Annotated in this window: 12 protein-coding genes; 10 read left to right on the forward strand and 2 right to left on the reverse strand. The window is 58.7% G+C overall.

Annotation, left to right across the window (positions count from 1 at the left end; all coding sequences use genetic code 11):
• Positions 1–22: 22 nt before the first annotated feature.
• Positions 23–718: a pirin family protein gene (locus tag VY732_RS13870; protein WP_137217924.1), complete on the reverse strand. Its 696-nt coding sequence runs from the start codon at positions 716–718 to the stop codon at positions 23–25.
• A gap of 279 nt (positions 719–997) precedes the next feature.
• On the opposite strand from VY732_RS13870, the gene VY732_RS13875 reads away from it, so the two are divergent.
• On the forward strand, positions 998–3,472 hold the full coding sequence (locus VY732_RS13875) for a UvrD-helicase domain-containing protein (RefSeq protein ID WP_331695707.1): 2,475 nt from the start codon (positions 998–1,000) through the stop codon (positions 3,470–3,472).
• 50 nt (positions 3,473–3,522) lie between these two features.
• Here VY732_RS13875 and VY732_RS13880 read toward each other — a convergent pair whose 3' ends face one another.
• A complete protein-coding gene (locus tag VY732_RS13880; RefSeq protein WP_038367758.1) occupies positions 3,523–3,795 on the reverse strand; it encodes a DUF1652 domain-containing protein in 273 nt (90 codons plus the stop codon).
• Between the two features lie 263 nt (positions 3,796–4,058).
• On the opposite strand from VY732_RS13880, the gene VY732_RS13885 reads away from it, so the two are divergent.
• The 9 genes from VY732_RS13885 (at position 4,059) to VY732_RS13925 (ending at position 14,997) form a co-directional block, all read left to right on the forward strand.
• A complete protein-coding gene (locus VY732_RS13885) occupies positions 4,059–4,874 on the forward strand; it encodes a helix-turn-helix domain-containing protein (RefSeq protein WP_116032735.1) in 816 nt (271 codons plus the stop codon).
• A gap of 52 nt (positions 4,875–4,926) precedes the next feature.
• Complete coding sequence (locus VY732_RS13890; protein ID WP_331695708.1) at positions 4,927–6,333, forward strand: NAD(P)/FAD-dependent oxidoreductase; 1,407 nt, start codon at positions 4,927–4,929, stop codon at positions 6,331–6,333.
• Positions 6,334–6,375: 42 nt separating this feature from the next.
• Positions 6,376–6,720: a cupin domain-containing protein gene (locus tag VY732_RS13895; protein WP_331695709.1), complete on the forward strand. Its 345-nt coding sequence runs from the start codon at positions 6,376–6,378 to the stop codon at positions 6,718–6,720.
• Positions 6,721–6,779: 59 nt separating this feature from the next.
• On the forward strand, positions 6,780–7,865 hold the full coding sequence (locus tag VY732_RS13900; RefSeq protein WP_077572997.1) for a polyamine ABC transporter substrate-binding protein: 1,086 nt from the start codon (positions 6,780–6,782) through the stop codon (positions 7,863–7,865).
• A 466-nt stretch (positions 7,866–8,331) separates the two neighbouring features.
• Entirely contained in the window at positions 8,332–9,777 is a 1,446-nt protein-coding gene (locus VY732_RS13905) for a serralysin family metalloprotease (RefSeq protein ID WP_331695710.1), read from the forward strand.
• Positions 9,778–9,870: 93 nt separating this feature from the next.
• A complete protein-coding gene (locus VY732_RS13910) occupies positions 9,871–10,293 on the forward strand; it encodes an AprI/Inh family metalloprotease inhibitor (protein ID WP_331695711.1) in 423 nt (140 codons plus the stop codon).
• Positions 10,294–10,502: 209 nt separating this feature from the next.
• Entirely contained in the window at positions 10,503–12,278 is a 1,776-nt protein-coding gene (locus VY732_RS13915; protein ID WP_331695712.1) for a type I secretion system permease/ATPase, read from the forward strand.
• Positions 12,275–13,624 (forward strand): HlyD family type I secretion periplasmic adaptor subunit, encoded by a 1,350-nt coding sequence (locus VY732_RS13920; protein WP_034154169.1) that lies wholly within the window; start codon positions 12,275–12,277, stop codon positions 13,622–13,624. The genes VY732_RS13915 and VY732_RS13920 overlap by 4 nt, the downstream gene beginning before the upstream one ends.
• Before the next feature lie 2 nt (positions 13,625–13,626).
• Positions 13,627–14,997 carry a TolC family outer membrane protein gene (locus tag VY732_RS13925; protein ID WP_331695713.1) on the forward strand — a complete coding sequence of 457 codons (1,371 nt, stop codon included), beginning with the start codon at positions 13,627–13,629 and terminating at the stop codon, positions 14,995–14,997.
• Positions 14,998–15,279: the final 282 nt, after the last annotated feature.

A 15,279-nucleotide genomic window follows, 5' to 3' on the forward strand; every position in this document is an offset into this window, starting at 1 on the left:
TTTTTGTCTGCGCGTCAGGCGATCAAGCCAAATCCACCAGGACGATTTCGCTGTCCTCAATGGCCGTGACGCTCAACACGCGCTCATGCGCTACCGCCACACCGTCTCGAGCTTGTGCACGCAAACCATTGACTTCAATCACGCCGGTGGCCGGTACCAGATACGCGCGACGGCCTTCATCCAGACGATATTCCGCGGTTTCACCCGCCTTGAGATTGGCCGCGACCAATCGCGCATCAGCGCGAATCCGCAGGCTCTGGTCATCGCCGTCCTTGCCGCTGGCCAGCGTGACAAAGCCTTCACGCTGGCCTTTCGGGAACGGTTTTGCGCCCCACGATGGCGGTGCGCCGGTTTCCGTCGGCAGAATCCAGATCTGGAAGATCTTGGTGTCTTTCGCTTCCAGGTTGTATTCGCTGTGAGCGATGCCGGTGCCGGCACTCATCACTTGGACGTCGCCAGCCTCGGTGCGGCCCTTGTTACCCAGGTTGTCCTGGTGAGTAATCGCACCTTCACGGACATAGGTGATGATTTCCATATCGCGATGCGGGTGCTGCGGGAAACCAGTGCCTGCTGCAATCACGTCATCGTTCCACACCCGCAGGTTGCCCCAGTTCATGCGCTGTGGGTCGTAGTACTCGGCGAACGAAAAGTGGTGATGGGCATCCAACCAGCCGTGATGGGCGCCGCCCAGCGAGCTGAAAGGTCTGAGTTCAAGCATGATCGTCTCCTCAAAAGGTTCGTCATGGGGTGTGAATGGTTGACACCCGACGCGACACCGGTGGGTTATGACGGCCATCATCTATCAGTTAATAATCGATAAAAAGCGTAAAAAGTGCGGCGTTATGATCGAGATTTCAGATAGGAAAACAGCTCGAAAGCGTCTCATCTCACCTTCAGTTCATCGCCTAAACCAATGACCTGTAAGCATTTCGCTAGAACTGAACGGCAAATACAGACACCATAGCCGCAACAGCCTCACACACTGGAGCCCGTCAGCGTGGCGCAACACACCCCCGATCTTCCTCCCGAACTTCGCCCCTTGGCCGAGATGCCATGGTTCAAACGCCTGGCAGCGCGCTTCTTCGGCCATGGCTTGACACGTCTGCGCGCGCAGCACCGTGCATCGTGGTTGCACGGTCAGGCCGATGGTTTCCGCAGCGGGCATACCGCTGGTGTCGAATATGGCTTTAAGGAAGGCAAGCTTGAGGGGCTGGAAGAAGGTCGGCAGGTGCTGCTGATCCGTGACAGCCGCAACACCGAGCATCGCCCGCCAAGCGTCGATAATCATCTGTTCGACGATTGGCGTCTGCCGCTGACAGCGGAATTGAAGAAGCGCATGAAGGCCGATGTCGCCCGTTTGTTGCCTGAGCATGCTCAGCCAAGCGCCGCGCAATGGAAGATGATTTTCAGTGAAACCCCGTCGACTTCAGTAGTTGCCGGCGCGGGTGCGGGGAAGTCGACCACACTGGTACTGCGAATTCTGTTGCTTAACCACTATCTGGGTTTTGAACTTGATTCGATGACCGTGGTGACCTTCACCCGCGAGTCGCGCAAGGATTTCATTAATAAGCTGATCGAGTTGTTCGCACTCTGGGGCCAGGCGTTGAACCTGCGTCAGGCGCGCGAACTGGTGCGCACGTTCCACTCGCGTATCCTGCCGATGGTGCGCAGCTTGCCGGGTTTCGAGCGCTTGCAGGCTTTTGAAAACCTCAGTCATCGAGCGCAAGGCGCTGACGAGGAGGTCGACAGCAATCCGTTCGATCTGCGCATCAACGATGCGCAACGCCAGCAACTCAACGCCTGTTATCACCGCTTGTTCAACCAGGACGAGCGTTTCCGCCAATTGATTCAGCCGTTGTCTCGCGCCGGTTTGCAGCTCAAGGAGCTGGAGCGTGATCACCCGGACGTGCAGAAGCGCGTAGCGGTAACGCAGCTGGCCTCCCAGCGCGACGAAGAACTGTGCGATGCCATCGAAGATCTGTGGTTCCGCGCCGGCGCCTGGCCGATCAAGGGCATTGAGCCGAACCGGCAGAGTTTCGACATCAACGGCGCAAAATTCCATTGCCATGGCTATATTCCGAGCCTGGATGCGTGGGTGGTGCTCGGTTTCGACCCGCGGGAAAATCCGCAGGTGAGCCGGCCAAACGCCAAGCTCAGCGTGCGCGCAGAGTGGGCAGTAAAGCGCACCCTGTTTCAAGCTTTCTGTCGTAAGCCGTTGATTTGGCTGGATAGTTACGAGTCATCAAAGCGCGTTCTGGCGACGCTGGCCGGCGATGCCAGCGCCGGGCCGGGTTTCGATTACAAGGTCAAAGGCGAGTTGGCCTCCGCGCCGTTGCTCGACTGTTTTGTTGCAGCGGCAGGCTTCATCGAGAACCTCGGCCTGGACGTGCCTGACGCGGTCAGTCGCATGAGCTTTGCCAAGGATGACCCGGACCGGTTTTTCTTTGAGGCCCTGAGTCTGTTCTGGCGTGCATTTGAAGATCATCTGCTCGACCAGAAACCGCCGATCATGACTTACAACCGCATGTTCGCGCTGTTCAGCGAGCACTCGCCGGAAAACCTCAAGCTGTTGAGCGATGAGTTGCTACGGCCGTTGTCGCACTTGATGATCGACGAGTTTCAGGACGTATCGCCGCAGATCGTTTCGTGGATTCGCGCCAGCCTCACGGAAATCCGCAGTCGAGGTCCGGCGATGCATGTCGGACGGGGGGCGCAACGCTCATCGCTGTTGTGCGTCGGCGATGACTGGCAGTCGATTTACGGTTGGCGCGGCAGCTCGCCAAGCTACTTCATGGCGTTCGACAAAGAGTTCCCGTCGCCGAGCACCACGCGGGTGATGCTCAGTGACAACTATCGCAGCCATCAACACATCATTGATGCCGCTGAACACATCGTTCGCGCCGCGCCGGCGATTCCCGGCAAAAAAGCCAAGGCCAGCGGCGCGCCTAAACCGTTGCAGCCCGTCAACGTGCTGGAACGCGATGATCAGTCCTTGGGACAGCGCCTCGCAGAACACTACCGCCAAGGTCATTCGATCTTGATGCTTTATCGAAAAAGCAGCGATAAGTCATTGATTGAAGAGCATATTCAGTCCGTAGTTAATGTGGATTCGAGCTTGCCATACGAGGCGCGGCGCCTGAAACAACTGACCTACCACAGCGCCAAAGGCTTGCAGGCGGATGCAGTGTTTTTGCTCGGTGATTGCCAGCACTTGACCAGTTCGCCCTACAAGAACCAGGTCTATCGCATGGCAGGTTTGGGTAAATCGGGTGACAGCGAGCCGTATGACACGGCGCAAAAGGACGAGATCCTGCGCCTGGCGTATGTCGGCATCACCCGCGCGGTCAGTCATTGCTACTGGTACGTCGAGCCGCAGGAAGCGCAAGCGGTGAACATGCCTAGGGCATCCGACCGGGTGGCCAAGGGCAAGCCGTTCTTTGTTGATCACCGTGTCATCAAGCACACCGCATAGGTACAAAAAAGCCCACAGAAATGTGGGCTTTTTTGTTTTAAATCATAAGCTTATGCGTAACTCCTGAGAGATTCAGGAGGTACGAAAGCTTCCAGCTCATCCTCCACAGCCTCGATAATTCGCTCGACATCCGCTGCATTCATCACCGTCGCGCACGGGATACCGGCGATGGCGATCATGGTTTCGCCACTGGCGCGATCAAACAGACGGGCGATCATGCTGCCCGGCGCATCCATCGTTGCCTCGAAACCCATGGGATGAAAATGCCAGCGCATCAGCTGGCATGCATTGGGGAACGTGACTTTGCTTGACCCTTTATTCATGTGTTGCCCGCCTTCTTCATCGAGCGCTTCCGTTTGCTCATGTTAGGTGGGAAGAGCCTTCATTGGCTCAACCGGTGACTGACATTAAAAGTAGCATCCGGATGTGAAATTCCTGTGAGATTTTTCAGTTCATTTTGCGATTGCTTCGCATTTTTTGATGTAAGTCATGGCCTACGCAATCATCGCCAAATGGCCACTACGGATTAGCCATTGAAGCCCGCGCCGAACTTCGGCAAGCTCGATTCTTTTGCGCCGAGCCCCTTATGCACGCCGACGACGACGGCCCAGAACAGACCCAGGCCACGGCGGCCACGGTCATGCGCTATCACCTGAGCTGGAAACACCGCGACCTCGACAGCGTCATGGCGTTGTACCACCGGGACATCCAGTACAACGATTTCTTCCAGAATCGCGTGCTCGGCCTCGACGAATTGCGCGAGTACGTGCGGGTCAGCATGCCGCGCGAATCCGACGAACTGCTGGAGCATTGCGACCGCATTCGCGTCGACGGCAATACCGCGTTCATTCAATACGAAGTGACCTTGCGCGGCGGCGACGGGCTGGTGTCGTTTCGCTCAAGCGAAGCGATCACGGTCAAGGACGGGCTGATCTGGCGCGTCAACGAATACGCTTCGTTGGTGCGTACGCAAACCCATGGCCCAACCTCTTCAAGCCAGCGCCCGGCGGTCAGTCGTCTGGGCCTTTCGCCGCGACAGTTAAGCTTCATGGCCGAAGACCTGCAGCAGTATTTCGAAAAGCAGCAGCCGTACCTCGATCCCGAACTTGACCTGCAACGGGTGGCGAAGGAATGCGGTTACAGCCGCAATCAGATTTCCTATCTGCTCAACCAGGTGCTCGGGCAAAGCTTCTATCGCTACGTCAATCAGGCGCGCCTGCAACATCTGTTGCGCTCGCTCGATAACGCCACGCCGCCGGTGCGCATCGATGAATTGGCGTTCGCTGCCGGTTTCAATTCGTTGTCGGCGTTTTACAGCTGTTTCCGCCAGCACACTGGTCAGTCGCCCAAGGCCTACGCCAAACAAATTTCTTTGCGGGCACGCGCGCAAGACATCAACTGAGCACAGCCACTAGGATCGACGCCATCGAAGGTTTTCAGTGGCGGAGTCTTGCATGCCGGCGTGGCGCACTATCAGTTTGTGGATGGATCAACTCGATGAGCCGCTGACCGCGCGGCCCGAGCTTGAGCGAGATCTGGACGTCGACGTGGCGATCATCGGCGCCGGTTACACCGGGCTGTGGACCGCGTATTACCTGAAGAAGCTTGCGCCGGGGCTCGACATCGCGATCGTCGAAGCGCAGACCGCCGGTTTCGGTGCGTCCGGTCGCAATGGCGGCTGGCTGATGGGCAACCTGCTTGGAGAGGATCGTCTGCTGGCCGGGTTGTCGCCAGAGCAGCGCCGCGCGTCGTTCGATCTGCTGCACAGCATTCCCGATGAAGTCGAGATCGTCCTCGAACGCGAAGGTATCAACTGCGATTACCGCAAGGGCGGCGTGCTGTACTGCGCCGCGCGCTATCCAGAGCAGGAAGCCACGCTGCGTAAATATCTGGCCAAACTGCACGCCCAAGGCCTGACCGACGACGATTACCGCTGGCTCAGTCCCGAACAACTGGCGCAGCAGATCCGTGTGGCCAAACCGTACGGCGGGATTTACGCGCCGCACGTGGCGACCATCCACCCGGCGAAACTGGTGCGCGGTCTGGCGCGCACCGTGCAGAACATGGGTGTGAAGATCTACGAAAACAGCCCGGTCACGCACTGGCAATCGGGCAGTTTGCGCACCGCGAAAGCCAGTGTGCGCAGTCGCTGGATCGTGCCGGCCGTCGAAGGGTATTCGGTGACTCTGCCGCCGCTGGGCCGTTATCAATTGCCGGTGCAGAGCTTGATTGTCGCCACCGAGCCTTTGTCGGCGGCGACCTGGGACGAAATCGGCCTCAATCGTGGCCAAGCCTTCAGCGAATTCAGTCGTCAGGTCACTTATGGCCAGCGCAGTGCCGACAATCGCCTGATCTTCGGCGCCCGTGGCGGTTACCAGTTCGCCGGCAAGTTGCGCCATAACTTCGATCTGACCCGCGATGAAGTCGAGCTGCGCCGCTATCTGTTCGGTGAGCTGTTCCCGCAATTGAAAAACGTGCAGATCACCCACGCCTGGGGCGGCAACCTCGGCATGTCGCGGCACTTCAAACCGCACATGCTCTGTGATCGCGCCAACGGCATCGCGCTGTCCGGCGGTTATGGCGGGGAGGGCGTCGGCGCCAGCAATCTCGGTGGGCGCACCCTGGCGGACTTGATTCTTGAGCGCGATACCGAATTGACTCAGCAGCCGTGGGTGCTGCCCGACGGTGGCATTCATGCACTGCGTGCCTGGGAACCGGAGCCGTGCCGCTGGCTTGGCTACAACGCCATCATCAAAAGCTTCGTCCATGAAGATCAGACCCTGGCCAACCCAGCGACCGCGCCATGGCGGCGCAAGCTCGCCAGTCAGGTGGCGGGCTTCATGGAAGGGTTCATGCACTAAAAGCCGATTTACTTGAAGAAAGCCCAAAAGACAGGTCAGACCATGAGCATTACCCAGTTTAAAAACACTGCAACCCTGCAGCTGGATGAGTCCAACCCGGTGGCCGTGCCCCTCGGCGAGCCGATCGCGATTGCCTCGACCACCAGCGTCGAGCGCGACGACGGCGTTGAAACCGGCGTCTGGGAATGCACGCCCGGGCGCTGGCGCCGGCAGATCACCGCGCAGGAGTTCTGTCATTTCATTTCCGGGCGCTGCACGTTCACCCCCGACGGTGGCGCCGAAACCCTGCACATACAAGGTGGCGACGCACTGATGTTGCCGGCCAACACGCTCGGTGTCTGGGATATCCAGGAAACCGTGCGCAAGAGCTACGTGCTGATTTTCTGATTGTTTTGATCCTTTGATTGCCTGCCAACAAAAAAGAAAACCCACACAGGAATCGATCCATGATCCGCAAGACCCTCGCTCTGGCACCGCTGATGCTCGCCGTTTCCCTTGCTCAGGCAGCGGAAACGGTCAAGGTTTACAACTGGTCCGACTACATCGCGCCGGACACCACCAAGAATTTCGAGAAAGAGACGGGCGTGGGTGTCACCTATGACGTCTACGACAGCAACGAAACCCTCGACGGCAAGTTGATGACCGGTAAATCCGGTTACGACGTGGTGTTTCCGTCCAACCACTTCATGGCCCGGCAGATTCAGGGCGGGGCGCTGAAGAAACTCGACAAGAGCCAGTTGCCCAACTGGAAAAACCTCAATCCGGTGCTGCTCAAAGCGCTGCAAACCAACGACCCGAACAACGAACACGGCTTTCCCTATCTGTGGGGCAGCACTGGCATCGGCTACAACATCGCCAAGGTCAAAGCCGTGCTCGGCGACGACGCGCCGGTGGACTCCTGGGACCTGATCTTCAAGCCCGAATATATGGAAAAGCTGCAGAAGTGCGGCGTAGCGATCCTCGACAACGGCCCGGAATTATTGCCGGCGGCGCTCAACTACCTGGGCCTGCCGCACCACAGCAAAAATCCCGAGGACTATAAAAAAGCTGAAGCGCTGCTGATGAAAGTGCGGCCGTACGTCAGCTACTTCCACTCGTCGAAATACACCAGCGACCTGGCCAACGGCGACATTTGCGTGGCGGTCGGCTTCTCCGGCGACATTCTGCAAGCCGAGAATCGCGCCAAGGAAGCCAAGAACGGTGTCGACATCGGCTACAACATTCCCAAGGAAGGCGCAGCCATCTGGTTCGACATGGTCGCCATGCCCGCCGATGCCCCGGACGAGAAGGCCGGTTATGCGTTCATGAACTACCTGCTGCGCCCGGACGTGATGGCCGGCATCAGCAATTACGTGCATTACGCCAATGGTAACGAACAGGCCGACAGCCTGATCGACCCGGCGATCAAGAACGACACCAAGGTGTATCCGAGTCCGGAGATGATGGGCAAGCTGTTTGCGCTGGAGGCGATGCCGTTGAACATTGACCGGATCCGCACGCGGGTGTGGAACAAGATCCGCACGGGTAGCTAATCACCCAGGCATGCATAAATCCCTGTGGGAGCGAGGCTGCTCGCGAAGGCGGCCGGTCATTCAACATCAATGTTGTCTGACTCGACGCCTTCGCGAGCAGGCTCGCTCCCACAATGTCTTTCAGTGTTTGGCTGGTTGATATCAATACACTGGCATTGCACTAATAAAGTGCAGGAAAGTGAGACGCGCCTAACAAAAAACAACTTACCCATATTTAATATTTAAATAGAAAATCGTCAGACAATTAGGCAAAGGCCGCGCAACTAAAACATTCTTTCACCTCCGCACGCTTTGTTTACGGCAGTTTTACGAAACAGCCCGATTTGATCTCAAAAAAATCCTTTACGGCAGATTTCAAATTGTGTCAGGTTTCTTACGCCTTCATTGGGCGAGTGATAGGACGATCTCGCCAGAGAGAGTCCTATCGGACAAAAACTGTTCCATTGCTAAACAAGGAAGTGTGTTTATGTCGAAAGTTAAAGCGAATGCTATTGATACCGCCGAACAGGCTTTCCAGCTGGCAGCCTTCAGCTCGGCGTACAACCAGATCAATAGCTTCAGCCATCAGTACGACCGTGGCGGCAACCTCACGGTCAATGGCAAACCCTCCTTCTCCGTCGACCAGGCCGCAACCCAGTTGCTGCGCGACGGCGCTGCCTACCAGGACAAGGACGGCAGCGGCAAGATCGAACTCACCTACACGTTCCTGACCTCGGCATCGTCCAGCACGATGAACAAGCACGGGATCACTGGGTTCAGTCAGTTCAGTGCGCAACAACAAGCCCAGGCCAAGCTCGCCATGCAATCCTGGGCTGACGTGGCCAACGTGACCTTCACCGAGAAAGCCTCGGGCGGTGACGGCCACATGACCTTCGGTAACTACAGCGGTGGCCAGGATGGCGCTGCAGCGTTCGCTTATCTGCCAGGCACCGGCGCCGGTTATGACGGCACCTCGTGGTACCTGATCAACAGTGGCTACACGCAGAACAAGAACCCGGATCTGAACAACTACGGTCGTCAGACCCTGACGCACGAAATCGGCCACAGCCTGGGTCTCGCTCACCCTGGCGACTACAACGCCGGTAATGGCAACCCGACCTACAACGACGCGTCCTACGGGCAAGACACCCGCGGCTACAGCGTCATGAGCTACTGGAGCGAAAGCAACACCAGTCAGAACTTCAGCAAGGGCGGTGTCGAAGCGTATTCGTCCGGCCCGCTGATGGACGATATCGCTGCCATCCAGAAACTCTACGGTGCCAACACCACCACCCGTACCGGCGACACCACCTACGGCTTCAACTCCAACACGGGCCGCGATTTCCTCAGCGCTTCGTCGTCGAGTGACAAAGTGGTGTTCTCGGTGTGGGACGCGGGCGGCAAGGACACTCTGGACTTCTCGGGCTTCACCCAGAACCAGAAGATCAACCTTAATGACGCCTCGTTCTCCGACGTTGGCGGCCTGGTGGGCAACGTGTCCATCGCCAAGGGCGCGATCATCGAGAACGCCATTGGCGGTTCCGGCAACGATCTGTTGATCGGCAACAGCGTGGCCAACGAACTCAAGGGCGGTGCCGGCAACGACATCCTCTGGGGTGGCGGTGGTGCCGACAAGCTGTGGGGCGGTGCCGGTTCGGACACCTTTGTGTTCGCCGCCAGCTCCGATTCCAAGCCGGGTGCGATCGATCAGATCCTCGATTTTGTCAGCGGTCTGGACAAAATCGACCTGACCGGCATCACCAACGGTGCAGGCCTGCACTTCGTCAGCAGCTTCACCGGTGCTGCCGGTGACGCAGTCCTGACGTCGTCGGGCGGCAACAGCTTGTTGTCGGTGGACTTCTCCGGGCACGGCGTGGCCGACTTCCAGGTCAGCACCGTTGGCCAGGCAGCGACCAGCGACATCGTAGCGTGATGTAGCAGTGGAAAGCGGCGTGTGATGCGCCGCTTTCTTTGCTTGCATCGTATTGGCAGGTAAGCAAGGCTACAGGCCGGAGCGAATATTCCCATGATCTATAAAGCTTTTACCTACACGGTAGCGGCGTGGCTCTCGGCGGCGCTCTTCATGATTTCAGGAGAAACCAGCATGGCAAGCAGCCTCAGACTCGAAGAACCGTCCGTATTTGCCGGGCAGTGGCAAGCGACGCTGTCCACCCGAGGTGATGATCCACAAGCGCAAAAGCAGCAGGACAAACCTTCCAACACTTGCGCCTTGGAATTGAAGGCAAACAAGACCTTGGGCGAGGGCGCCGACTGCCTGGGTGCCTGGCTTGAAGAACTTCCGATCGGTTGGTTTCCCGACCCTGACGGTCTGTCCATCACCGGCAAGGAAGGCTCAAGAATCCAGTTTTTCAGCCGACAACGTGACGGGCTTTATCTGACTACCTTGAAGTCGGGCCTGATGATTACCCTCGAACGCGCGGCGCACTAGTTGTGATGATCCAGACTGCGACAAGGTTTTAATATAAAGCGCCAGCCGTTGGTTATAAGAAACACCGAGTGGCAACTGCACCGCTGTTAATTGCGCAAGTTGTTATGAAAGTGTAAGCGGGTACTTGCAAGTCATCTTTCGCAGGTAAGCGGAACATTAATTGAAACCTCGCCCAAGTGTGGCGAGACCGGACATTTCAGGAAGAATCAATGAAGATGGCGAAGGCCCCAGCCACCGCTCCGTTATTCAAGGCTTTGGGTGACTATAAAAGTATCCTGATCAGCGTCGGCTGCTTTACCGCGCTGATTAACGTGCTGATGCTGGTGCCCTCCATCTATATGCTCCAGGTCTATGACCGGGTGCTGTCGTCGCAGAACGAAACGACCTTGGCGATGCTGTCGCTGATGGTCGTCGGCTTCTTTGCCTTCATCGGCATGCTGGAAGTGATCCGCAGCTTTATCGTCATCCGCATCGGCAGTCAGTTGGAGCGCCGCTTCAACTTGCGGGTTTACCAAGCTGCGTTCGAACGCAACCTGTTCAAGGGCGAGGGCAATGCCGGGCAGTCGCTGGGCGATCTGACGCACATTCGCCAATTTGTCACCGGGCCTGCGCTGTTCGCGTTTTTCGATGCGCCGTGGTTCCCGGTCTACCTGTTTGTGATTTACCTGTTCAACGTCTGGCTCGGCGTGCTCGCTACTGCGGGCGCTCTGCTGCTGATCGGCCTGGCCTGCCTGAACGAATACATGACCAAAAAGCCGCTGGGCGAAGCCGCCGGTTATTCGCAAAAGTCCAGCCAGTTGGCCACCAGCCACCTGCACAACGCCGAAACCATTCAGGCGATGGGCATGCTCGGTTCGCTGCGTAAACGCTGGTTTCAGGTGCACTCGCGTTTCCTCGGTCTGCAGAATCAGGCCAGCGACACCGGTGCGGTGATCAGCTCGGTGAGTAAAACCCTGCGTCTGTGCCTGCAATCGCTTGTGTTGGGCCTGGGCGCATTGCTGGTGATCAAGGGCGATATGACCGCCGGGATGATGATCGCCGGTTCGATCCTGATGGGCCGCGTACTGAGCCCGATCGACCAGTTGATAGCCGTGTGGAAACAGTGGAGCGGGGCGAAGCTGGCTTACCGCCGTCTCGATGCGCTGCTGCAAGCGTTCCCGCCGAGTGACGACGCCATGGCGCTGCCGGCGCCGAAAGGCCAGATTACCTTCGAACAGGTCAGCGCCGGCCCACCGGGGCAACGTGCGGCGACCCTGCAAATGGTCAATTTCAATCTGAATGCCGGCGAAGTGCTCGGCGTGCTCGGTGCTTCCGGTTCCGGCAAGTCGACGCTGGCCCGCGTGCTGGTCGGTGTCTGGCCGACCCTCGGCGGTACTGTGCGTCTCGATGGTGCCGATATTCATCGCTGGAACCGCGACCAGCTCGGCCCCTATATCGGCTATCTGCCGCAAGACATCGAACTGTTCAGCGGCAGCATCGCTGAGAACATCGCCCGTTTCAGCGAGGCCGATCCGCAGAAAGTCGTCGCCGCCGCGCAACAGGCCGGCGTACACGAAATGATCCTGCGCCTGCCGCAAGGCTACGACACGCAACTGGGCGAGGACGGCAGTGGTTTGTCCGGTGGCCAGAAACAGCGCGTGGCACTGGCGCGTTCAATGTATGGCACGCCGAGTCTGGTGGTGCTGGATGAACCGAACTCCAACCTCGACACCGTCGGCGAAGCGGCACTGGCCAGCGCTATCGCCGCGCTGAAAGCTCAAGGCACTACGGTGGTGCTGGTGACGCACCGTTCTTCGGTGTTGGCCCAGGCCGACAAACTGCTGGTCCTCAATGACGGTCGCTTGCAGGCGTTTGGCCCCAGTCAGGACGTGCTCAAGGCACTTTCCGGCCAGCAGGAACAACAACGGGAAAAAGCTGCACAGGCACCGGGCGGGCTCAGCATGAGCCGACAGTATCAGCCCTCGACAAGGAATTCGGGTGTATGAGCAGCGCAAGCATGAACACTGAAAACGAAGCGAGCATGGAACACGCCTACATCACCGAGCGCCCGGAACGCGATGCGAAGTTTTTCGCGCGCATGGGCTGGATTCTGGCGATCGTTGGCGCCGGCAGTTTCTTCACTTGGGCGGCGTTGGCGCCGCTGGATCAAGGCATCCCGGTGCAGGGCACGGTTGTCGTGTCGGGCAAACGCAAAGCTGTACAGTCGATGAGCAGCGGTGTGGTCAGCCGGATTCTGGTGCGCGAAGGCGAAATCGTCAAGCAGGGCCAGCCGCTGTTCCGCCTCGATCAGACGCAAGTCGCTGCTGATGTGCAGTCGCTGCAAGCGCAATACCGCATGGCCTGGGCCAGCCTCGCGCGCTGGCAGGCCGAACGCGACAACCTCAAGCAAGTGACCTTTCCGGCAGAACTGAGCAATGACCCGGACCCGCGTCTGGCACTGGTGCTGGAAGGCCAGCGACAACTGTTCAGCAGCCGTCGCGAGGCGTACTACCGCGAGCAGGCCGGACTGCGTGCGAGCATCGAAGGCGCCACCGCGCAACTGGCCGGCATGCGTCGCGCCCGAACCGATCTCAATGCTCAGGCCGACTCGCTGCAACAGCAGTTGAGCAACCTGCAACCGCTCGCCGACAACGGCTACATCCCGCGCAACCGTTTGATGGAATACCAGCGGCAACTGTCGCAAGTGCAGCAGCAACTGGCAGAAAACACCGGTGAAAGCGGTCGGGTCGAGCAGGGCATCCTCGAGTCGCGGCTGAAGCTGCAACAGCACGCCGAGGAATACCAGAAGGAAGTTCGCACGCAATTGGCCGACGCGCAGCTGAAAAGCGTGACCCTGTCGGAGCAACTGACTTCGGCCGGTTTTGACCTGCAACACAGCGAAATCATCGCCACCGCCGACGGCGTCGCGGTCAACCTCGGTGTGCACACCGAAGGCGCTGTGGTGCGCCAAGGCGAAACGTTGTTGGAGATCGTTCCGCAAGGCACCACCCTGGAAGTGGAAGGGCACTTGCCGATCAACCTGATCGACAAGGTTGGCGCGCATCTGCCCGTGGACATTCTGTTTACCGCGTTCAACCAGAGCAAAACCCCGCGCGTACCGGGTGAAGTCAGCCTGATTTCCGCCGACCAGATGGTCGATGAGAAAACCGGCGTGCCTTACTACGTGTTGCGCAGCAGCGTCAGCGATCAGGCCATGGAAAAACTCAACGGTCTGGTGATCAAGCCCGGCATGCCGGCAGAAATGTTCGTGCGCACCGGCGAACGTTCACTCCTCAACTATCTGTTCAAACCGCTGCTCGACCGGGCCGGCTCCGCGTTGACCGAGGAATAAGGATGTTCGGCTGTATGAATAAGCTTTCCCTGCTCGGCGCGGCAATGATGCTGCTCGCGAGTCACTCAGCAGTAGCGGCCATGGGGCCGTTCGAGATCTACGAACAGGCGTTGCGCAATGACCCGGTGTTCCTCGGGGCGATCAAGGAGCGTGACGCCGGCCTGGAAAACCGTGCGATTGGCCGCGCCGGCCTGCTGCCGCGCATCGGTTACACCTACAACAAGGGCCGCAACTCGTCGAAAGCTACCTCTCTCGATGAGCGCGCGCGTAATCGTACCGATGACCGCAACTACAGCAGTTACGGCTCGGCCTTGACCCTGCAACAACCGCTGCTCGACTACGAGGCTTATGCCGCGTATCGCAAAGGTGTCGCGCAGTCGCTGTTTGCTGACGAAAACTTTCGTGGCAAGAGCCAGGAATTGTTGGTCCGCGTGCTGGATAACTACACCAAGGCGTTGTTCGCGCAGGACCAGATCGACATCGCCCAGGCGAAGAAGAAGGCCTACGAGCAGCAGTTCCAGCAGAACGAGCACATGTTCAAGCAGGGCGAGGGCACGCGTACCGATATTCTTGAGGCTGAGTCGCGCTATGAACTGGCGACCGCCGAGGAGATCGAGGCGCGTAACGAACAGGATGCCGCGCTGCGGGAACTGAGTGCGCTGGTTGGCGTGCCGGCGGTGGATATTGGTGATTTGGCGCCGCTGGGTCAAAACTTTCAGACCTTCGCGCTGATGCCGGCCAATTACGACACCTGGCACGAAATGGCGGTGAGCAATAACCCGAATCTGGCCTCACAGCGCCAGGCGGTGGAAGTTGCGCGGTATGAAGTGGAGCGCAATCGCGCCGGGCATCTGCCGAAAGTCAGTGCTTATGCGTCGATGCGTCAAAACGAATCGGAAAGCGGCAACACTTACAACCAGCGCTACGAGACCAACACCATCGGTTTTGAAGTCAGCGTGCCGTTGTATGCCGGTGGCGGTGTTTCGGCGTCGACGCGTCAGGCCAGCCGCACTATGGAACAGGCTGAGTACGAGCTTGATGGCAAGACGCGCGAGACGCTGATCGAATTGCGTCGTCAGTTCAGCGCCTGTTTGTCCGGGGTGAGCAAACTGCGGGCTTATCAGAAAGCGCTGAGCTCGGCGGAAGCGTTGGTGGTGTCGACCAAGCAGAGCATTCTCGGTGGTGAGCGGACCAACCTCGACGCGTTGAACGCCGAGCAGCAGCTGTTCACCACCCGCCGTGATCTGGCGCAGGCGCGGTACGACTACTTGATGGCCTGGACCAAGTTGCATTACTACGCCGGGACCTTGAACGAGCAGGATCTGGCGCGGGTGGATGAGGCTTTTGTGGTCGCTCAACAGCCCTCACCCTAACCCTCTCCCAAAGGGAGAGGGGACTGATCGGGGGATATTGCAGACGTACACCGACTTGAACGAGCGTCACTGAATCCAGCATCGACGCGGTCTTTCAGGTCGATGTATGACGAGAGACACCTCGGTCAGCTCCCTCTCCCTGGGGAGAGGGCTGGGGTGAGGGAAGTGCTCTACCGAATCCATAATCGACCCGGTGTTTCAGGTCGATGTAAGACGCAAGACACCGCGGTCGGCTCCCTCTCCTGGGGGAGAGGGCTGGGGTGAGGGGAGCAGGCAACACCG

The organism is Pseudomonas sp. ZY71, from assembly GCF_036542145.1.
Taxonomy (GTDB): domain Bacteria; phylum Pseudomonadota; class Gammaproteobacteria; order Pseudomonadales; family Pseudomonadaceae; genus Aquipseudomonas; species Aquipseudomonas koreensis_A.

Bases quoted from the DNA above. Each gene is read 5' to 3' on its own strand.
- VY732_RS13925 (WP_331695713.1), top strand. From the start codon at position 13,627: ATGTTCGGCTGTATGAATAAGCTTTCCCTGCTCGGCGCGGCAATGATG.
- VY732_RS13920 (WP_034154169.1), top strand. From the start codon at position 12,275: ATGAGCAGCGCAAGCATGAACACTGAAAACGAAGCGAGCATGGAACAC.
- VY732_RS13910 (WP_331695711.1), top strand. From the start codon at position 9,871: ATGATCTATAAAGCTTTTACCTACACGGTAGCGGCGTGGCTCTCGGCG.
- VY732_RS13885 (WP_116032735.1), top strand. From the start codon at position 4,059: ATGCACGCCGACGACGACGGCCCAGAACAGACCCAGGCCACGGCGGCC.
- VY732_RS13915 (WP_331695712.1), top strand. From the start codon at position 10,503: ATGAAGATGGCGAAGGCCCCAGCCACCGCTCCGTTATTCAAGGCTTTG.
- VY732_RS13900 (WP_077572997.1), top strand. From the start codon at position 6,780: ATGATCCGCAAGACCCTCGCTCTGGCACCGCTGATGCTCGCCGTTTCC.
- VY732_RS13895 (WP_331695709.1), top strand. From the start codon at position 6,376: ATGAGCATTACCCAGTTTAAAAACACTGCAACCCTGCAGCTGGATGAG.
- VY732_RS13880 (WP_038367758.1), bottom strand. From the start codon at position 3,795: ATGAATAAAGGGTCAAGCAAAGTCACGTTCCCCAATGCATGCCAGCTG.
- VY732_RS13890 (WP_331695708.1), top strand. From the start codon at position 4,927: ATGCCGGCGTGGCGCACTATCAGTTTGTGGATGGATCAACTCGATGAG.
- VY732_RS13870 (WP_137217924.1), bottom strand. From the start codon at position 718: ATGCTTGAACTCAGACCTTTCAGCTCGCTGGGCGGCGCCCATCACGGC.
- VY732_RS13905 (WP_331695710.1), top strand. From the start codon at position 8,332: ATGTCGAAAGTTAAAGCGAATGCTATTGATACCGCCGAACAGGCTTTC.